Source organism: Streptomyces sp. NPDC104307, from assembly GCF_055584045.1.
Genome location: NZ_JBVJMU010000002.1, coordinates 29585 through 48005, shown reverse-complemented (window position 1 = coordinate 48005; position 18421 = coordinate 29585). Strand labels below are relative to the sequence as shown.

18 protein-coding genes are annotated in these 18421 nt (G+C 70.6%); 8 read left to right on the top strand and 10 right to left on the bottom strand.

The window, feature by feature from the left end; genetic code table 11:
- Position 1: 1 nt before the first annotated feature.
- Complete coding sequence (locus ACZ601_RS06935) at positions 2–1000, bottom strand: aldose epimerase family protein (RefSeq protein WP_469534009.1); 999 nt, start codon at positions 998–1000, stop codon at positions 2–4.
- A gap of 27 nt (positions 1001–1027) precedes the next feature.
- Positions 1028–1939 (bottom strand): SGNH/GDSL hydrolase family protein, encoded by a 912-nt coding sequence (locus ACZ601_RS06930; protein WP_469534006.1) that lies wholly within the window; start codon positions 1937–1939, stop codon positions 1028–1030.
- Between the two features lie 352 nt (positions 1940–2291).
- Between ACZ601_RS06930 and ACZ601_RS06925 the strand changes: the two genes are divergently transcribed.
- On the top strand, positions 2292–2786 hold the full coding sequence (locus ACZ601_RS06925; protein WP_440574631.1) for a DUF3145 domain-containing protein: 495 nt from the start codon (positions 2292–2294) through the stop codon (positions 2784–2786).
- Between the two features lie 321 nt (positions 2787–3107).
- Here the strand turns inward: ACZ601_RS06925 and fabF are convergent, their stop codons facing one another.
- The 5 genes from fabF to ACZ601_RS06900 all read right to left on the bottom strand — a co-directional run bounded on the left by fabF (position 3108) and on the right by ACZ601_RS06900 (position 7978).
- Positions 3108–4370, bottom strand: coding sequence for a beta-ketoacyl-ACP synthase II (gene fabF / locus ACZ601_RS06920; RefSeq protein ID WP_469534003.1), 1263 nt, complete (start codon positions 4368–4370; stop codon positions 3108–3110).
- 77 nt (positions 4371–4447) lie between these two features.
- Positions 4448–4696: an acyl carrier protein gene (locus tag ACZ601_RS06915; protein WP_327336723.1), complete on the bottom strand. Its 249-nt coding sequence runs from the start codon at positions 4694–4696 to the stop codon at positions 4448–4450.
- Between the two features lie 63 nt (positions 4697–4759).
- On the bottom strand, positions 4760–5761 hold the full coding sequence (locus tag ACZ601_RS06910) for a beta-ketoacyl-ACP synthase 3 (protein WP_469534000.1): 1002 nt from the start codon (positions 5759–5761) through the stop codon (positions 4760–4762).
- Positions 5762–5774: 13 nt separating this feature from the next.
- The gene (locus ACZ601_RS06905; protein ID WP_440574628.1) at positions 5775–6689 is read right to left on the bottom strand and encodes an ACP S-malonyltransferase; all 915 of its coding nucleotides are present in this window, start codon (positions 6687–6689) and stop codon (positions 5775–5777) included.
- Positions 6690–6778: 89 nt separating this feature from the next.
- Positions 6779–7978, bottom strand: a complete 1200-nt coding sequence (locus tag ACZ601_RS06900; protein ID WP_469533997.1) for a PucR family transcriptional regulator — start codon at positions 7976–7978, stop codon at positions 6779–6781.
- Positions 7979–8100: 122 nt separating this feature from the next.
- Here ACZ601_RS06900 and ACZ601_RS06895 point away from each other — a divergent pair, with 122 nt between their 5' ends.
- Both ACZ601_RS06895 and ACZ601_RS06890 read left to right on the top strand, forming a co-directional pair.
- The gene (locus ACZ601_RS06895) at positions 8101–8757 is read left to right on the top strand and encodes a pirin family protein (RefSeq protein WP_469533995.1); all 657 of its coding nucleotides are present in this window, start codon (positions 8101–8103) and stop codon (positions 8755–8757) included.
- A 381-nt stretch (positions 8758–9138) separates the two neighbouring features.
- Positions 9139–11157, top strand: a complete 2019-nt coding sequence (locus ACZ601_RS06890) for an alkaline phosphatase family protein (protein ID WP_469533993.1) — start codon at positions 9139–9141, stop codon at positions 11155–11157.
- A gap of 52 nt (positions 11158–11209) precedes the next feature.
- Here the strand turns inward: ACZ601_RS06890 and ACZ601_RS06885 are convergent, their stop codons facing one another.
- A complete protein-coding gene (locus ACZ601_RS06885; protein ID WP_469533991.1) occupies positions 11210–11473 on the bottom strand; it encodes a DUF397 domain-containing protein in 264 nt (87 codons plus the stop codon).
- Positions 11433–12281 carry a helix-turn-helix domain-containing protein gene (locus ACZ601_RS06880; protein ID WP_469533988.1) on the bottom strand — a complete coding sequence of 283 codons (849 nt, stop codon included), beginning with the start codon at positions 12279–12281 and terminating at the stop codon, positions 11433–11435. The genes ACZ601_RS06885 and ACZ601_RS06880 overlap by 41 nt, the downstream gene beginning before the upstream one ends.
- A gap of 98 nt (positions 12282–12379) precedes the next feature.
- Between ACZ601_RS06880 and ACZ601_RS06875 the strand changes: the two genes are divergently transcribed.
- The gene (locus tag ACZ601_RS06875; RefSeq protein WP_469533985.1) at positions 12380–12871 is read left to right on the top strand and encodes an ATP-binding protein; all 492 of its coding nucleotides are present in this window, start codon (positions 12380–12382) and stop codon (positions 12869–12871) included.
- On the opposite strand, the gene ACZ601_RS06870 is transcribed toward ACZ601_RS06875, so the two are convergent.
- The gene (locus ACZ601_RS06870) at positions 12837–13652 is read right to left on the bottom strand and encodes a serine hydrolase domain-containing protein (protein WP_469533982.1); all 816 of its coding nucleotides are present in this window, start codon (positions 13650–13652) and stop codon (positions 12837–12839) included. The two genes, ACZ601_RS06875 and ACZ601_RS06870, sit on opposite strands and share 35 nt — an antisense overlap.
- Before the next feature lie 168 nt (positions 13653–13820).
- Here ACZ601_RS06870 and ACZ601_RS06865 point away from each other — a divergent pair, with 168 nt between their 5' ends.
- The 4 genes from ACZ601_RS06865 to ACZ601_RS06850 all read left to right on the top strand — a co-directional run bounded on the left by ACZ601_RS06865 (position 13821) and on the right by ACZ601_RS06850 (position 18399).
- On the top strand, positions 13821–15008 hold the full coding sequence (locus ACZ601_RS06865) for a PP2C family protein-serine/threonine phosphatase (protein WP_469533977.1): 1188 nt from the start codon (positions 13821–13823) through the stop codon (positions 15006–15008).
- A 282-nt stretch (positions 15009–15290) separates the two neighbouring features.
- The gene (locus tag ACZ601_RS06860; RefSeq protein WP_469533974.1) at positions 15291–16913 is read left to right on the top strand and encodes a PP2C family protein-serine/threonine phosphatase; all 1623 of its coding nucleotides are present in this window, start codon (positions 15291–15293) and stop codon (positions 16911–16913) included.
- Complete coding sequence (locus ACZ601_RS06855) at positions 16910–17992, top strand: cobalamin B12-binding domain-containing protein (protein ID WP_469533971.1); 1083 nt, start codon at positions 16910–16912, stop codon at positions 17990–17992. The genes ACZ601_RS06860 and ACZ601_RS06855 overlap by 4 nt, the downstream gene beginning before the upstream one ends.
- Positions 17989–18399, top strand: a complete 411-nt coding sequence (locus ACZ601_RS06850) for an STAS domain-containing protein (protein WP_469533967.1) — start codon at positions 17989–17991, stop codon at positions 18397–18399. Before ACZ601_RS06855 ends, ACZ601_RS06850 begins: the two co-directional genes overlap by 4 nt.
- The last annotated feature ends 22 nt before the right edge of the window (positions 18400–18421 follow it).

The window sequence follows — 18421 nt, the reverse complement described above, 5'->3', positions numbered from 1 at the left end:
CTCAGCGCACCGAGAAGCCGTACACCGTCCTCGACACGTACTCCTCGCCCGGCCGCAGCACCGTGCTCGGGAACTCCGGCCGGTTCGGGGAGTCGGGGAAGTGCTGGGTCTCCAGCGCGATGCCGGCGCACGGCCCGAACGGCTCCCCGTCGAAGTGGTCCGCCGTGTAGAGCTGGAGACCTGGTTCCGTGGTCGCGACGGTCAGCGCGCGCCCGGACGCCTCGTCGTACAGCTCGGCCGCCGGACCGGGCGTGTCCGCGTCCAGTACGTAGTTGTGGTCGAACCCACCGGACACCGGACGGGGCTCCCGGAAGTCGAACCGGGTCCCCTCCACCGGCCGGAACTCGCCCGTCGGCAGCGACTCCGCGTCCGCCGGAGTGATCAGCCCGGCCGCGATCCGCAGCCGCTGGCCGAGCGCGCTGCCGCTGCCGGCGCCCGCCAGGTTCCAGTACGTGTGATTGGTCAGGTTCAGCACGGTCGGCGCGTCCGTCGTCGCCCGGTACGCGATCCGCAGCGAACCGCCCGCGTCCAGCGTGTACGCCACCGAGAGCTCCAGCCGCCCCGGGAAGCCCTCCTCACCGTCCGCCGAGACCAGGGACAGCTCCACCCCGTCCGCGATCTCCCGGGCCTTCCACACGCGCTTGTCGAAGCCGAGGGCCCCGCCGTGCACCTGGTTGCGCCCCTCGTTGCGGGTGAGCCGATGGGTCCGTCCGTCCAGCTCGAAGGCCGCGCCGCCGATCCGGTTCGCGTACCGCCCGACCAGCGCGCCGAAGTAGGGCCCGGTGTACTTCAGGTACGCGGCGAGGTCCGGCAGCCCGAGCGCCACACCGGTCCGCACCCCGTCCCGGTCCGGCACCTCGACCGACTGCACGATGCCGCCGTACGTCAGCACGCGCACCCGCGTGCCGTCCCGCTCCAGCGTCCAGCGGTGCACGGCCGTGCCGTCCCCGAGGGTGCCGAAGTCTTCCGTGCGCGTCACCGTGTTCGAACCCGTGTCCATGATCACGCACTGTAGACCGGCGCGGTCCTACGCGGGCGGCCGGGCGGCCGTGACATTGCGGTACGCGATCTCCGCCAGCCGGGCCTGCCCGTTGCGCCCCGGGTGGAACCAGTCCCACTGGCTGAGCTGCTTGCCGGTGAACCGGTAGTCGAAGACCGCCCCGCCGTCGTAACGGCAGCGCACGTCCTTCGCGCACACCTCGCGCAGCACCCCGTTGTACGCCACCACGCGGTCCTGCACCTCCGAGCGCCGCGTCACGGCGGAGGCGCTCATGTCGTCCGCGTCGGCCAGCATCGACTTGCAGATGCCCAGCTTCCAGATCTGCTTGCCCAGCTGGTTGACGCGCCCCGTCGACCAGAGCCGTTTCAGGTCCGGCACGCTCGACACGTACACCTGGGCCTTCGGCGCGGTGTCGCGCAGCTGACGCATCGACGCCTCGAACGACCTACGGAAATCAGCCACCGGAGTCATGGCCCGCACCGAGTCCCGGCAGGCGTCGTTGGCGCCGATCATCACCGTCACCAGCGCGGGGTCCTCCTTCGCGGCCAGCGCCATCTGCTCCGGCAGCTGGGCGATCCGGGCGCCCGTCGCCGCGTGGTTCCAGCTGTGGTCCGCCGCGCCGGAGGCGCCGAGCAGCCGTACGGCGAGGCTGTTCACCGCGCTGTCCGTGCCGGTGGACCAGGAGACCTCCGGGCAGTCCGCCAGCACCGAGCAGGCGTCGAACCCGCGGGTGATGGAGTCCCCGACCGCCGCGACGGATCCCGGGCTGCGGTCCCAGACCGGTGCGGCCGCCGCCGAGGGGTGCCCGGCGGACGCGCCCTTCGTCGTGCGGTCCGAGCCGGAGTCGCAGCCGGCCAGTACCGCCGTGCCGAGACACGACAACGCGGCCAGCGCGGCCAGCGCGCCGCGCGATCGGCGCCGTACGGAGCGTTCCGGCATCCCTTGGTCCCCTCCTGTCCATGCCCCCGGCAAACCCTCTTGGCACCGGTCGGCGGGCCCGCGCGCTCCGCTGGGTGAATGCTGCGCGAATGATGGGCCCAGGACCGACGGTACGTCACACCTCGGACGCCGCCGCACGGTAGCTTTTCCCCGTCGAACCAGTGGTTCCTTCGGCTGTCCGGCTCCACTCGGGTGGCTTCCGAACATCACATCACGTCACATACTGTCCCCTTTCCGGAGATTAACTCCCGATGCTGTTTACTGATGACAACCTCGGGAAGCGGCTGGAAAGAGGCGGTACGGGCGCGAGGCCGCTGGGGAAGGCGAACCTCGTCCCACACTGGAGGTCCCGGTGACGACACGTGGAGTCCTGTACGTTCACTCCGCACCGCGCGCGCTCTGCCCACATGTCGAATGGGCGGTGGCGGGTGTCCTTGGTGTGCGGGTCCAGCTCGACTGGATCAGACAGCCGGCCGCGCCCGGCACCTGGCGGTCCGAGTTCTCCTGGCAGGCCCGTCCCGGCACGGCGTCGAAGCTCGCCTCGGCCCTTCGGGGCTGGGACCTGCTGCGCTTCGAGGTGACGGCGGAGCCGTCGCCCACCGCGGAGGGCGAGCGCTACAGCGCCACGCCCCAGCTGGGCATCTTCCACGCGGTCACCGGCATGCACGGCGACATCCTGGTCCCGGAGGACCGGCTGCGGGCCGCGCTGGCGCGGTCCGTCCGGGGGGAGACGGATCTTGAGGCGGAGATCGCCAAGCTCCTCGGCAAGCCGTGGGACGACGAACTGGAGTCCTTCCGCCACGCGGGCGAGGGCGCGCCGGTCCGCTGGCTCCACCAGGTGGTGTAACCGGGGGCCGGTTCACGGGGCGCTGCCCCGGACCCCGCGCCTCAATCGCCGGCGGGGCTTGGTCCGGCCCCAACCGGGGCTCCGCCCCGCCCCCCGCGCCTCAATCGCCGGCGGGGCTGGTTTTGCCCGGCTGGGTGCGCATCTGCCGCTGGGTTGCGCTCAGCAAGGCTGGGGCCCGAGGCAAAATCAAGCCTCTCCGGCGATTGAGGAGCGGGGGTTCGGGGGCAGCGCCCCCGAGGAGGGCCCGCCGCAAAGTACGGCCCGCTCCATGCGTGAAGCCCGCCTCCCCGGTACGGGGGAAGCGGGCTTCACGAGGCAGCGTCACACGCTACGGAACGCCAGCACCACGTTGTGCCCGCCGAACCCGAACGAGTTGTTGATCGCCGCGACCGGCCCCTCCGGCAGCGGCCGGGGCGCGTCGCGCACGATGTCCGCCTCGACCGCGTCGTCGAGGTTCTCGATGTTGATGGTCGGCGGAGCGATCCGGTGGTGCAGCGCCAGGACCGTGGCCACGGTCTCGATGCCGCCCGCGCCACCGAGCAGGTGACCCGTCATCGACTTCGTCGCGGAGATCGCGACATGGTCCAGGTCGTCGCCCAGGATCTTGCGCAGCGCCCTCAGCTCCGCCACGTCACCCTGCGGCGTCGACGTCGCGTGCGCGTTGAGGTGCACGACCTCGGACGGCTTGAGGTCCGTCTGGTCCAGCAGGTTCTGCATCGCCGCGGCGATACCGCGCCCGGTCGGCTCGGGCTGCGCGATGTGGTGGGCGTCCGCGGACAGCCCCTGGCCCAGCACCTCGGCGTAGACCCGGGCGCCACGCGCGGCGGCGTGCTCCGCGGACTCCAGGACGACGACGCCGGCGCCCTCGCCGAGGACGAAGCCGTCACGGGCGGTGTCGTACGGACGCGAGGCCTTCTCGGGCTCGTCGTTGCTCTTGGACATCGCCATCATGTTGGCGAACGCGGCGATCGGCAGCGGGTGGATGGCCGCCTCGGTGCCACCGGCGAGGACCACATCGGCACGGCCGGTGCGGATCATCTCGACGGCGTACCCGATCGCCTCCGCGCCCGACGCACAGGCGGAGACCGGGGTGTGGACGCCCGCCTGGGCGTTCACCTCGATACCGACGTTGGCGGCCGGACCGTTGGGCATGAGCATGGGAACGGTGTGCGGGGAGACGCGGCGTACGCCCTTCTCCTTGAGCACGTCGTACTGGTCGAGCAGGGTGATCACGCCGCCGATACCGGAGGCGATGACCGAGCCCAGCCGCTCGGGCTGGATCTTGGCGTCCTCACCGGCCTTGCCGGTGAAGCCCGCGTCCGCCCACGCCTCACGGGCCGCGATCAGCGCGAACTGCGCCGAGCGGTCCAGCTTGCGGGCGAGCGGGCGGGGCAGGACGTCGCCCGGGTCGACGGCCGCGAGAGCCGCGATCCGGACGGGCAGTTCGGCGAAACGTTCGCCCTCAAGAGGCTTGACGCCGGACCGGCCGGCCATCAGACCTTCCCAGGTCGATGCGGAATCGCCACCCAGCGGAGTGGTTGCGCCGATACCGGTGACGACCACGGTGCGATTGGTCGAGTTCACTGGAAAATCTTCTCCACGTGTAGAGGGTCGTGAATCAGCGGCGCCACCGCCGGGTGGCGACACACGAACCGGCTGGATCAGGCCTGGTGCTTGAGGATGTAGTCGGTGGCGTCGCCAACCGTCTTGAGGTTCTTGACGTCCTCGTCGGGGATCTTGACGTCGAAGCGCTCCTCGGCGGCGACGACGACCTCGACCATGGACAGCGAGTCGACGTCCAGGTCGTCGGTGAAGGACTTCTCCAGCTCGACGTCCTCGGCCGGGATACCGGCGATCTCGTTGACGATCTCGGCGAGACCGTCGAGGATCTCCTTCTGCGTGGCGGCCATGTTGGCGCTCCTTCGGTGTATATCTGCTGGGTTCGGGTGTCCGGGCGAAAAGACCCGGTGTGCCTAGGGGAGGGTAACGACCGTCGCGGCGTAGACGAGACCCGCCCCGAAGCCGATGACGAGCGCGGTGTCGCCGCTCTTCGCCTGACCGGTCGCCAGAAGCCGCTCCATAGCGAGCGGAATCGAGGCGGCGGAGGTGTTGCCGGTGGTCTCCACGTCACGGGCGACCCTGACGTGATCCGGCAGCTTCAGTGTCTTCACCATCGAGTCGATGATCCGCATGTTCGCCTGGTGCGGAATGAAGACGTCCAGGTCTTCCGGAGCGATCCCGGCCGCGTCCAGCGCCTGCTGGGCGACCTTCGCCATCTCGAAGACGGCCCAGCGGAAGACCGCCTGGCCCTCCTGCGTGATGGCCGGGAACTTCTCCGGACGGTCGGCGTGGAAGGTGTCCCACGCCACGGTCTGCTTGATCGTGTCCGACTTGTCGCCCTCGGAGCCCCACACCGTGGGGCCGATCGCGGGCACGTCGGACGGGCCGACGATCACGGCACCGGCGCCGTCACCGAACAGGAACGCCGTCGCGCGGTCGTTCAGGTCGGTGAGGTCGCTCAGCCGCTCCACGCCGATCACGAGCACGTACTGGGCCGAGCCCTCGACGATCATGCCCTTGGCGAGCGTCAGGCCGTAGCCGAAGCCCGCGCAGCCGGCCGAGATGTCGAAGGCGGCGGGCTTGCCCGCGCCGATCCTGTGGGCGATCTCGGTGGCGATGGCCGGGGTCTGCTTGAAGTGCGAGACGGTCGAGACGACGACCGCGCCGATCTGCGAGGGGTCGATCCCGGCATCCGCGATGGCCTTGCCGGACGCCTCGACGGACATCGCGGACACGGTCTCCTCGTCGGAGGCCCAGTGACGGGTGGCGATGCCGGACCGGGAGCGGATCCACTCGTCCGACGAGTCGATCGTTTCGAGGATCACCTCGTTCGGCACGACCCGGGTCGGGCGGTAGCCGCCGACACCCATGATCCGTGCGTACGGGGCGCCCTTGCTGGGCTTGATCTTCGACATGCTCTCGGGCTCCTTAGGCGCCCGCGTGCTCAGCGATGAGCGCGCGGGCAGCGTCGAGGTCGTCGGGGGTCTTGAGCGCGAGCGTCTTCACACCGGGCATCGCGCGCTTGGCGAGACCGGTGAGCGTGCCGCCGGGGCAGGCCTCGATCAGCGCGGTGACGCCCAGTTCCTTGAAGGTCTCCATGCACAGGTCCCAGCGCACCGGGTTGGCGACCTGGCCGACCAGGCGCGAGATGACCTCCGCGCCGGTGGCGACCGCCTTGCCGTCGGCGTTCGAGACATATGTCACGGCCGGGTCGGAGACCTCCAGGGCCTCTGCGGCCTCGCGGAGCCGCTCGACGGCAGGAGCCATGTGGTGCGTGTGGAACGCGCCGGCGACCTTGAGGGGCACCACGCGGCGCACCCCCTCCGGCTTGTCCTCGACGAGCGCGGCGATCTGCTCCGCGGTGCCGGCGGCGACGATCTGACCGGCCCCGTTGACGTTCGCCGGGGTCAGTCCGAGCTTCTCCAGGTGCGCGATGGTGACCTCGGGGTCCCCGCCGAGCAGCGCCGCCATGCCGGTCTCGGCCACCGCGGCGGCCTCGGCCATGCCGAGCCCACGAGTGCGTACGAGGCGGAGGGCGGCGTCCTCGCCGATGACCCCGGCGTAGGCGGCTGCGGTGATTTCACCAACGCTGTGACCTGCGACGACACTCGGTGACGCGTCGAGTGCGGCAGCGGACAGCAGACCGGCGGCGACCAGCAGCGGCTGGGCCACCGCGGTGTCGCGGATCTCCTCCGCGTCAGCCTTGGTGCCGTAGTGGGCAAGGTCGAGCCCGATGGCGTCGGACCAGGCCGCGATGCGGTCGGTGGCACCGGGGAGGTCGAGCCAGGGAGTCAGGAAGCCGGGCGTCTGAGCGCCTTGGCCGGGAGCGACGAGTACGAGCACCCTCACACTCTCTCTTGTGAACGGTCCGGAACACCCGTGGGGACAGGGACGAAGAACCGTATGGGGAATTGTTGATGTCCGACAAAAGTCTAGGACTGGAGATCCCTGTCGGCCAGACGCCCCAGGATGAGGGCGATCCGGAGCGTGAACGCCGAGCGGACATCCGACGGCGACCAACCGGTGACGTCTGTCACACGTCGCAGCCGGTAGCGCACGGTGTTGGGGTGGACGAAGAGCATCCTGGCGGCCCCTTCGAGGCTGCTCGCCTGTTCCAGATACACACTCAGCGTCTCCAGGAGGGCGGAACCCGCTTCTTCGAGCGGTCTGTAGATCTCCTCTACCAACTGGTCCCGCGCGGCCGGGTCGCCCGCCATCGCGCGCTCCGGCAGCAGATCGTCCGCCAGCACCGGCCGGGGGGCGTCCTGCCAGGCGCCGCACGCCTTGAGCCCGGCGGCCGCCGCCTGTGCGGACCGGGTGGCCGCCAGCAGGTCGGGCACGACGGGTCCGGCCACGACGGGGCCCGCCGCGTACGGCCCGATCAGCGCCTTCGCGACCTGGAGCGGATTGTCGCTGCCGCCCGCGATGACGACGAGACGGGTACCCAGCACCCCGGTCAGCACCTGGAGCTTGGCGTGCCGGGCCGCCCGCCTGATGGCCTCCACGGTCAGCTCGCTGTCGCCGTCCGGCGCCGTCCCCAGCAGCACGCAGACGTGCTCGGGGGAGTTCCAGCCGAGCGCGGCGGCCCGGGAGACGGCGCCCTCGTCGGCCTCCCCGGACAGCACCGCGTTCACCACGAGCGATTCGAGCCGGGCGTCCCAGGCACCCCGGGCCTCTGCGGCCTGGGCGTACACCTGGGCGGTCGCGAAGGCGATCTCGCGGGCGTAGACGAGCAGCGCCTCACGCAGCACCGACTCGTCGCCGGGCGCGGCGACTTCGTCGATCGCGGCCTCCATGACCTCGATCGTCGTACGCACCATCTCGACGGTCTGACGCAGCGTGATGGCTCGGGTCAGCTCGCGCGGAGCCGTACCGAAGACATCGGTGGAGATGGCCTGCGGGGTCTCCGGATGCCGGAACCACTCGGTGAACGCGGCGATTCCGGCCTGGGCGACCAGACCGATCCAGGACCGGTTCTCCGGTGGCATGGCCCGGTACCAGGGCAGTGACTCGTCCATGCGGGCGATCGCGTTCGCGGCCAGCCGGCCGGAGGACTGCTCCAGACGCTTCAGCGTCGCGGCATGGAGATGGGCGTCGTTCACAGCGGGCTGCTCAGGATCGGGTCGGGGCACGGACACAAGACTGCCTTATCCGGACAGCTGCCCGGTGGGGCGGGGCCGGTCGGGCAAGATCACGTCACTTTGTGTGAAATCCGTAGGACGGCCCGTCCGCCGCGCGGGCTACCGTGGGGCGGGTGATTTCCGTACGTCGCTCGGGCGACCGATTCAGGGGCGGGGACGAGGCGGCCGGCATCGAGTCCCGGCACTCCTTCTCCTTCGGCACCTTCTACGACCCGGACAACCTCCGCTTCGGCCCGGTCCTCGCCTGCAACGAGGAACGCCTCGCCCCCGGCGCGGGCTTCGACGAGCACCCGCACAGCCACACGGAGATCGTGACCTGGGTGGTGGAGGGCGAGCTGACCCACCGCGACTCCGCCGGCCACGCCACGGTCGTACGGCCCGGCGACGTCCAGCACCTCAGCGCGGCGGGCGGGGTCCGGCACGTCGAACGCAACGACGGGGACACCCCGCTGACCTTCCTCCAGATGTGGCTGGCCCCCCTGGAGCCGGGCGGTGAGCCCTCGTACACGACGGTCCCCGGCATCGCGGACTCCACCCCGTACGCCCTGCCGGAGGCGGGTGCGATGCTCCACGTGCGGCGGCTGGTGGAGGGCGAGCGCACGGCGCTGCCGGACTCGCCCCGGGTGTACGTGCACGTGGTCGCCGGGAACGTGCGGATCGCGGACGACGAGCTGGGGCCGGGCGATTCGGCCCGGATCGCCGGGGAGGCGGGGCTTGAGCTGGTCGCGGGCGGGCCGGCGGAGGTGCTGGTCTGGGAGCTGCCGGACTGAGGCGCCCAACCGGCGGGGGCGGAGCGAATGAGCCCGGCGGCCGTCGCCGCGCCGGGGCTCACCATTCGAGCGTCTCCATGTCCCTCCCCTTCGCGTCCGCGTCGGCCCCGGTCCGGAGCGGCGCCTTCCCGCGCACGGACGGTATCGGCCATTCGTCATCTCGTACTACCGGATGACCGCAGCCTGTTGGCATCCTCACCCCGGTAAGTCCCCGACCGGCGCAACGGCGAGAGAGATCATCTGCCGGTTTATCAGGAGTACGGCCATGGTTCGTCCGCCGTTCGCCGCGGCGGCCTAGTTTTCGCAGACAGCGCCGACGTTCGCACCCTGAATCACTCTCCCCCCAGAGGCCCCCTGATGACTCTCGCCACAGAAGACACCGTGAGCCCCGCCCAGGAATCCCGCATCACCCGTCGCCGGATGCTCCAGACGGCCGCCGTCGCACTCGGTGCGGTGGCGGCCGGTCCTGTCGCGGAAGCGGTCGGCGGCAGACAGGCCGAGGCCGCCGAATACCACCTGCCCAAGGGCTTCCACGGCGACATCTCCGATCTGAAGCACGTGGTGATCCTGATGCAGGAGAACCGGTCCTTCGACCACTACCTCGGCCAGCTGCCGGGTGTACGCGGACATCACGACAAGCAGGTCCTGAGATTCCAGGACGGCACCGACGTCTTCCAGCAGCGCGACGCGACCGGAGCCATCGTGCCGCCCGCCCCGTCGACCGCCACCTGGAGCGACAACCACAGCTTCTACGGCGCCAACGAAGGGCGCTGGAACACCTGGGTGCAGGACAAGGGCGACCACTGCATGTGGTACTACACGCCCGACTACATGCCGTGGATGTACTCGCTCGCCTCCCAGTACACCGTCTGCGACATGAACTTCTGCTCGCTGCACGGCCCGACCATCCCGAACCGCTACTACCTGATGACCGGTGCGGCGGGCGGTGAGGTCACCAACGCCAGGCAGAACGACTACAGCCGCAGTTGGACCACGGTCCCCGAGCAGCTCCAGCAGGCCGGGATCGACTGGCGGGTCTACTCCGACAACAGCGGCAACGGCGTCACCGGCAGCCTCCAGAGCGGCTTCGTCGGTGAGTACGGCTGCAACGTGACCAACAGTTTCAAGTCGTTCGACCCCCGCACGGCGGCCAAGGAAGACCTCGAACCGGGCACCGGCAAGATCTGGAAGGCCAACTCCTTCGTCTACGAGGGCGCCACCACGCCCAACGACGACTCCGAGGCCAACCTCGACGCCGTCCTCCGGGACCTGATCGCGGCCTGCGAGCCAGGAGCGGAACACCCGCTCCCCGAGGTCTCCTGGGTGGTGATGCCCGCCGCGTGGAGCGAGCACCCGGGCTTCGACACGGTGCACGGCGAGCGCTACATGAACAAGGTCCTCAAGACGCTCCAGAGCAACGAGGACATCTGGAACCACACCCTGGTGATCATCACCTACGACGAGAACGACGGGAAGTTCGACCACGTCCTTCCCCCGCGCCCGGAGCCGGGCACGGCAGGCGAGTTCTCCGGGACCACTCCGTACGGGTTCGGCCCCCGGGTGCCGATGGTGCTGGTCTCGCCGTGGACGCGGGGCGGCTACGTCGCCTCCGAGGTGTTCGACCACACGTCGACCGTGAAGTTCCTGGAGACCTGGGCGGCCCACCTGGGCAAGCCGTTCACCTGCCCGAACATCACCGAATGGCGCCGGTCCGTCGCGGGCGACCTGACCAGCGCGATCGACTTCGCGCACCCGAGGCCGGGACCGGTCGTCATCGCGGACCCGGTCACCGGGACCCCGCCGAGGCCGTCGCGGAACAGGATGAAGCCGCGCGGCCTCTCCTTCCACCCGCACACCACCCTCACGGAGGACAGGGCCGCCGGTACGGTGACCGCGTCCATGACGCTGGCCGGGGGCCCCGCGGGCAAGGCGGTGAGCCTCCAGGTCTTCCCCGACCGGTACCTGGCCTTCGCCAACACGCCGTACACGGTGACCGGGTCGGCCCCCCGCTCGTACACCTGGGACGCGACGGCGACCGACGGCAGGTACGCCTTCTCCGTCTACGGCCCCGACGGCTTCCTGCGCTCCTTCGCCGGACAACTGGTTCCCGAGCACGGGAGCGACAGGCAGCACATCGGTATTCCGCGCGTCGAGGCGGAGTTGACCGGCGGCAGACACGCCAAGGTCAGGCTGAGACTGCGCAACGACGGCAACCGGACCGTCCGTTACACCTTGAAGGCCAACGACTACGTCGGCGGCACCCGGAAGTACACCGTCCCCGGCGGCCACTCGACCGTCGTGCACTGGCCCACAGAGGACGGCTACTACGACGTGGTGCTCACCGCCGACACCGGGACCGGCTGGAGCCAGCGGTACGCGGGGCGTGTGTCTACGGTCTGAGCAGACGGAAGGGGCCCGGGACGACGTCCCGGGCCCCTTCGTCGTACGAGCCTCAGAGCCCGGCCACGAAGCCGCGCCAGGCGTCGGCCGCGATGACGATGACGGGCCCGTCCTGGACCTTGCTGTCGCGGACCGGCACGGAGGCGGCGCAGCCGGTCGCCACCTCGACGCAGCAGCCCCCGGTGCTGCCGCTGTACGACGACTTACGCCAGGTGGCGCCGCCGGTCACGGTGCACTCGACGCAGTCGCCGCCGGTGGTTCCGCTGTAGCTGGACTTACGCCACTCCGCGCTCTTCAGGGCAGGGCTTGTTTCCATAACGCTCCTCCATGACGCGGCTGATCAGCGCCGCTGAATCCCCTACGGAGAGGGAGGCGGCCTGGAGGTGAGCGTATCGGAGCGAGCCCTCTCTGACCGTGTCGGGGCTGGCGGTCATATGGCCGGAGATGAGGTCCTCGGTGTAGACGAGATCCGGGTCGTCGTCGAAGCGCAGCAGGTTGAACGAGCCATCCAGGCTTGCATGTTCACCTGCCGAGAAGGGCAGCACCTGGATGCGCATCCAGCGGTGTGTGGAGTAGTCCAACAAGCGCTGGAGTTGTGCGCGCATCACCTTGTTCCCGCCGATCGGCCTATACAGCACCGCCTCGTCCAGAACGGCCCAGGCCAGGGGCGGCTTCTCCCGCTGCAGGATGCGCTGGCGCTCCATGCGGGCCGCCACCAGGCTGTCCGGGTCATTGGGCATGCCGGGGGCGAGCAAGGCCCGCGCGTAGTCCTCCGTCTGCAACAGCCCGTAGACCAATTGCGCCTGGTACGTGGAGATGTACGCGGCGCGGGCCTCCATCTCGGCGTACGCCTGGAACCACGTTGGGAGTTGGCTGCGCAGGACCAGGCCCACCAGGCGGGAGAACATGCCGTCCGTGCCCAGGGCGGCGTCCACCCGTTCGGAGAAGTCGCGGGTGGGGATCTTCTTCGTCGTCTCGATCTGGCCGATCAGCGAGCCCGTGCAGAAGATGATGTCGCCCAACTGCTGCTGCCTGAGGCCGGCTGCCTCGCGCTGGCGGCGTAATTCCCAGCCGTAGTAGTCGAGCGGAGAGGCGCAGGGGTCGAGCAACTGGATGTTGGCCACGGTGGGGGACCTCCGATGTGCAGGCGCGATGCGCAACGCCTTGCGGCGTTCGGTTCCTTTGGTAGCCGAGCGTAGTCACTTGCTCGCACGATGGTGACATGAATCACGTAATTGCCCCCGAGGGCGTGACCGAGGCCGAATCCGAAGAGCCGGTCTACCGAGCCGACTTCGCCATGGGCGAGCACTCGGCCCGGCATCTGCGGCGCATCCTGCGCCTCTATCTCAAGGGGTGGGGGCTGATGGGCGTGGCCGACGCGGCGGAGCTCGCGCTCACCGAGCTCATCGCCAATGTGGTCCGCCATGTGCCGGGCCGCCGCTGCCAGACGTTCATCTTCCGGCTCCCGCGCGGTGAGGGTGTCCGCGTCGAGGTGGCGGACTGCTGTCCGGATGTGCCGCGCGCGGTCGTGGGCGATGTGCTCGACGAGGGCGGGCGGGGGCTGGTCCTGGTGGACGCCCTCACGGACAAGTGGGGTGTGGAGGTGCGCCGGGACGGCGGCGGCAAGACGGTGTGGTTCGAGTGCCTGGCCGCCGCGTCCGGGCCCGGGGCCGGTCCGGTTACGCGGACAGCTCGGCCAGCACCGCGTCCGTGAACGCGGGCCACACCTCGGCGGCCCACGGCCCGAAGTCCCGGTCGGTGAGCGCCACGCAGGCCGCCCCCGCGACCGGGTCGATCCACAGGAACGTGCCGGACTGGCCGAAGTGCCCGAAGGTCGCGGGAGAGGAGTGCGCGCCGGTCCAGTGCGGGGACTTGGAGTCCCGGATCTCGAAGCCGAGGCCCCAGTCGTTGGGGTTCTGGTGGCCGTAGCCCGGCAGGACGCCCTTCAACCCGGGGTGCACGACGCTCTGTGCCGCAAGCACCGTGCGCGGGTCGAGGAGGCGGGGAGCCTGCACCTCGGCCGCGAACCGGGCCAGGTCGTCGACGGTGGAGACGCCGTCGCGGGCGGGCGAGCCGTCCAGGGTGGTCGCGGTCATGCCCAGGGGCTCCAGGACCGCCTGGCGGGCGTACTCCGGGAACGGGATGCCGGTGGCCTTGGTGATGTGGTCGCCGAGCACCTCGAAGCCCGCGTTCGAGTACAGCCGCCGGGTGCCGGGCGGGGCCGTCACCCGGTGCTCGTCGAAGGCGAGGCCGCTGGTGTGGGCGAGCAGGTGCCGGACCGTGGACCCCTCGGGGCCCGCCGCCTCGTCGAGCTCGACCGCGCCCTCCTCGTACGCCACCAGCGCCGCGTAGGCGGCCAGCGGCTTGGTGACGGAGGCGAGCGGGAAGCGGTGCGCGGTGGGGCCGTGCGTCCCCAGGACGGTGCCGTCCGCTCGTACGACGGCCGCCGCCGCGGTGGGGACGGGCCAGTTCTCGATCATCGCCAGGCTCTGCATGCGTACGAGAGTAGACAGTGTCCCGGCGCGGGGAGCGAGACGGGCCGGTGGCGCAGGAGGGGCCCGAGGCGTGTGACACTCCCGGGTGGGCTTTGGTGCCCATTCCGGCTGGTCGATGCAGACAGTCGCTTTGACGGGGATATGCGAAGGGAAGTACGACCGGTGCCGGTGGACAGACCCAGTGCGGTCGAGCGCTCTCTGCGCGAGGCCGCACCCCACAGGATCTTCGACGTGATGCGCTCCTTGATCGAGCGCCGCCATCATGCCCGGACGGTTGAGCTGCTGTTGGCCGACTACGCGATGACGAGGCTCCAGCCCGTCGGCGTACTGCCGCACACGCGCCCTCCGGTGTCGGTGCACGACAGCGCTCCGGGCCGCGCGTTCGGCGCCCAGGAACCGCACTGTGTGTACGACCGCTCGGCGTCCGAGGTGACGGTGTACCTGCCGGTCAGCGTCCGGGGTGACCGGCTCGGCGTTCTCGGCGTCGCCCTTCGGGTGGGGGCGGGCGAGGAACTCGACGCGGAAGTGCTGGAGGACCTGCGGCAGTGCGCCGACGCCCTGGCGCACGAGGTGGTCGTCGCGGAGCGGGACACCGACCTCTTCCTCCAGGCGCGGCGGGCGGAGCGGCTGACCCTGGCTGCCGAGATGCAGTGGCAGCTGCTGCCCGGTCGCTCGTGCGCCCGGCCGGAGTACAGCCTCGGCGCCCAGCTGGAGCCCGCCTACGCCATCTTCGGTGACTGCTTCGACTGGTCGGCCTCGGCCGATGACCTGTACGTGACCGTCAGCAACGGTATGGGTGAGGGGATCGATGCCGCGCTGCTGACGAACCTCGCGGTCAACGCGCTCCGCAACGCCCGCCGCGCCGGCCTGAGCCTGGGCGATCAGGCGTATCTGGCCGATCAGGCGGTGTACGGGCAGTACGGCGGGGAGCGGTACCTGTCCACGCTGCTCTTCCGCTTTCACCTCCCGACGGGGAACGTGGAGATCATCGACGCCGGTTCACCACGGGTCTGGCGGGTGCGCAGGGGAGCCGTCGAACAGGTCGAGCTGGAGGCGCAGATGCCGCTGGGGATGTTCGAGGACACCGCGTACGTCCCACAGCACTTCCGGGTCGAACCCGGAGACCGGTTGCTCTTCATCAGCGACGGTGTGTACGACGCCCTGTCTCCCGGCGGCGAGAAGTACAGCCTCCGCGCCCTGGCCGCGTCGATCAACAGCACCCGGCTGCTGCCCGCCGCCCAGGTGCCCAGAGTGATGCTGCAGGAACTGCTGGGCCACCGGGGTTCCGGCCCGGCAGCCGACGACTCCCTGGTGATGTGCCTGGACTGGCACGGCCGCAGCCCCGAGAGGCCTTAGGGCCCCCTCAGGGCCCGTCGTGGGACTCCCGCTGTCCGCCCGTGGGGCGGCAGCGGCTCTGCGGCGCGAGTCCCAGCCCCTCAAATGCGGGTTGTGTGCTTCTCGTGTGCGGAAAGTGCGATCTTCCGCACGAAATGTGCGCGCGGGAAGGGGTGCGGGTTGTCAGGCGGTGACCTCGTGCGAGATTGTTGCCTTCAGGCAATCGTCTAGTTGATGAGGTGAGGGATTCGCTCAGCGGGTCCTCAAGTTGTGGTTTCCACTCAAGCGCAGACCGTCGCGGACATGGCGCCTGGCCGTCGACGGGGCCGGGCCCCGTACCCGGTCCTGATCGCTGACGTCGAGGGCGCTGTCGTGCGGTGCAATGAAGCCGCACGTCTTCTCCTGCCCGCAGCGGTCCCGGGCACACCACTGGTGGACGCGGTCCCGCCGTGGCTCTGGACGGCACACGCCACGCTGACCCGTCCCGGCCCGCACGCGGTCCCGGACGCGGAGGGGCCCCTGCGCGGTGTGATCGGGGAGCGCCGTTTCGAGGCGCACCCGACCGTGCGGAAGGGCGGTTCTGTGGCGTGGTGGCTGGTGGACGACACCGACCACCAGCTTGCCCGGGAGGCCCTGCACACGGAGCGGGAGCGGGCCGCGTTCCTGGGGAAGGCGTCCAGCGTCCTGCTCTCGTCCCTGAATCTGGGGCGCTGCATGGACATGACCGCGCAGATGGCCGCCGAGAGCCTCGCCGACGCGGCACTGGCGATCGCACCGGCTCGTGGGCATCGGCTGCCGGTGGTGACCTGCCTGCGCGGCGGCGTCCCCGAGGCGTCGGCCGTTGCGGTGGACCCCGACGACGTGCCGGGGCTGGGGGAGGCCCTGCGAGGGTTCCCGCCGGTGCCCTCGCGGTGGATCGACCCGCTCACGGCGCCCGGCTGGATGGTGCCGGAGGGGTTCGGCCCGGTCGGGTCGATCGTGATCACCCCGCTGCCCGGACACGGTGTCGCCGCCGGAGCGCTCGTCCTCCTGCGAAGGATGCAGAGCACCGCCTTCAGTGACGACGAGGAGGTGTTCGCCCGGCTGTTCGCCGCCCGCGCGGGTGCGGCGATGTCGGCCGCACGGCTGTACACGGAGCAGGCGGCGATCACCGAGGTCCTCATGCGTGAGCTCCTGCCCCCCACCCTGCACCACATCTCCGGAGTGGACTTCGCCGGTGCCTACCGGCCCTCCGCGGACCACGAGCGCATCGGCGGCGACTTCTACGACGTCCACCCCGCCACGGTCGAGGGCGAAGCCTCCCTGGTCTCGCTCGGGGACGTCTGCGGAAAGGGCCTGGAAGCCGCCGTACTGACGGGCAAGATCCGCAATACCCTGCACGCTCTGCTGCCCCTGGCCGACGACCACCAGCGGATGCTGAGCCTGCTGAACACCGCACTGCTCAGTTCGCACCACACCCGCTTCGCGACCCTGGTCCTGGCCTCCGTCATCCGGAGCGGCAACTCGGTCGACCTCAAGCTCACCAGCGGCGGCCACCCCAGCCCCCTCATCATCCGCGCGGACGGCACCGTCGAGGAGACCGACACCACCGGCACCCTGATCGGTGCCATCCCGGACATCACCTCCAGCACCGTCGCCGTGTCCCTCGCACCCGGGGAGTCCTGCGTCCTGTACACCGACGGCATCACCGAAGCCAAGGGCGGGCCGATGGGCGATGCCCTGTTCGGTGAGGAGCGCCTCAAGCGCGCCCTCTCCGGCTGCGTCGGCACACCGGCCGAGGGAATCGTGGAACACGTGCAGATGCTGGCCGCCCAGTGGCTGGGGGGCCGCCCGCACGACGACATGGCCGTCGTCGTGATCTCCGCCCCTCGCACGCACCACCTCAGTGCGGTGGACGGGCACACCCGGGGCAGGTTCACCGGATGAGTACGAGCACGCCGCTTCTCGAACACCCGGCGCGGTCGGCGGAGCTGCTGTGGAACGTGGTCTCGGTCGCGGACGAACACGCGGCCACCGAGCTCGTACTGCGCCTGCTCGACGAAGGGGCCGACCCGGAGAGCGTCCTGCTGGACGTGATCGCCGTGGTCCAGGGCCGCGTCGGTGAGGAGTGGGCGGCCGCCCGGCTCAGCGTCGCCCAGGAGCACGCGGCGACCGCCATCAACGACCGTGCCGTCGCCGCGCTGAGCGTGCACCCCGCCGCCCGCACCACGGTGACCCGGGGCCGGATCACCGTGGCCTGTGTGGACGGCGAGTGGCACGGGCTGCCCGCCCGCCTCCTGGCGGAGGTCCTGAAACTGCGCGGCTGGCGGGTCGACTACCTCGGCGCCCAGGTCCCCACCCCGCATCTCATCGCCCACCTGCACAGCACCCGGGCCGACGCGGTGGCGCTCTCCAGCTCGATCGCCACCAGACTGCCCACCGCGCACGCGGCGATCACCGCGTGCCAGGCCGTCGGTGTCCCCGTTCTCGTCGGCGGCGCCGCCTTCGGGCCCGACGGCCGGTACGCGACGCTGCTGGGCGCCGACATCTGGGCCCCCGACGCCCGCGCCGCCGCCGACCTGCTCGCCGGGCGGACGCTGCCGCTACCGGAGACCGATCACCAGCAGTTCGATGACCTGCCGCACCTGAGTGACCAGGAGTACACCGTGGTCACCCGGAGCAGCGCCTCGCTCGTACAGAGTGTCTGCACGGCACTTGAGGACGCGTTTCCCGCGATGCGCGCCTACAGCGCCGCCCAGCGCGAGCGCACCGCGGAGGACATCGCCCACATCGTGGAGTTCCTGGCCACCTCGCTGTACCTCGACGACGACGAACTCTTCACCTGGTTCATCACGTGGACCGCGCGGATCCTCGTGGCCCGGGGCGTCCCCGCCCGCAGCCTGCCGCCGGCCCTGGAGCTCCTGGCCCGCGACCTCAAGGACTTCCCCCGAGCCGTTCGCATCCTCCGGGCCGGGACGCACACCCTGACCACCGACCCCTTCACCGCAGCCGGGAACACCGCATGACCACACAACCCCATCACCTGCGCCTGACCACGGTCGACACGGAGGACAGCATCCGTATAGAGGCCGACGGTGACCTCGACTACGACAGCGCCGGCCTGTTCCTGAACGAGGTCACCGCCCAGCTCGCGGCCCGGCCCGCGCTGCGGGACCTGCACCTCCACTGCGCGGATCTCGGCACCGTCGACTCCATGGGCCTGTCCGCTCTGCTGATGATCGGCCGCCGCACGGCCCAAGCAGGGGTTCGACTGCACCTGGATGACCGGACCGCGAGACTCGACCGGCTCCTGAACCTCACCGGTACCCTTGGTCACCTCACGGCCCAGCCCCTCCGCGAGGCCGTGAGGGATCCATTGACAGAGGAAAGCGCCACGGCGGTCCGCCCCATCGGGCCGGACTGCGCCACCTGAGCCACTGCCCGGACATCCGCCG

Excerpts from the sequence above, each read along its gene's own strand:
- ACZ601_RS06930 (WP_469534006.1), bottom strand. The coding sequence starts at position 1,939 with ATGCCGGAACGCTCCGTACGGCGCCGATCGCGCGGCGCGCTGGCCGCG.
- ACZ601_RS06935 (WP_469534009.1), bottom strand. The coding sequence starts at position 1,000 with ATGGACACGGGTTCGAACACGGTGACGCGCACGGAAGACTTCGGCACC.
- ACZ601_RS06910 (WP_469534000.1), bottom strand. The coding sequence starts at position 5,761 with ATGTCGAAGATCAAGCCCAGCAAGGGCGCCCCGTACGCACGGATCATG.
- ACZ601_RS06875 (WP_469533985.1), top strand. The coding sequence starts at position 12,380 with ATGAATCACGTAATTGCCCCCGAGGGCGTGACCGAGGCCGAATCCGAA.
- ACZ601_RS06885 (WP_469533991.1), bottom strand. The coding sequence starts at position 11,473 with ATGGAAACAAGCCCTGCCCTGAAGAGCGCGGAGTGGCGTAAGTCCAGC.
- ACZ601_RS06860 (WP_469533974.1), top strand. The coding sequence starts at position 15,291 with ATGGCGCCTGGCCGTCGACGGGGCCGGGCCCCGTACCCGGTCCTGATC.
- ACZ601_RS06870 (WP_469533982.1), bottom strand. The coding sequence starts at position 13,652 with ATGCAGAGCCTGGCGATGATCGAGAACTGGCCCGTCCCCACCGCGGCG.
- ACZ601_RS06915 (WP_327336723.1), bottom strand. The coding sequence starts at position 4,696 with ATGGCCGCCACGCAGAAGGAGATCCTCGACGGTCTCGCCGAGATCGTC.
- ACZ601_RS06850 (WP_469533967.1), top strand. The coding sequence starts at position 17,989 with ATGACCACACAACCCCATCACCTGCGCCTGACCACGGTCGACACGGAG.
- ACZ601_RS06855 (WP_469533971.1), top strand. The coding sequence starts at position 16,910 with ATGAGTACGAGCACGCCGCTTCTCGAACACCCGGCGCGGTCGGCGGAG.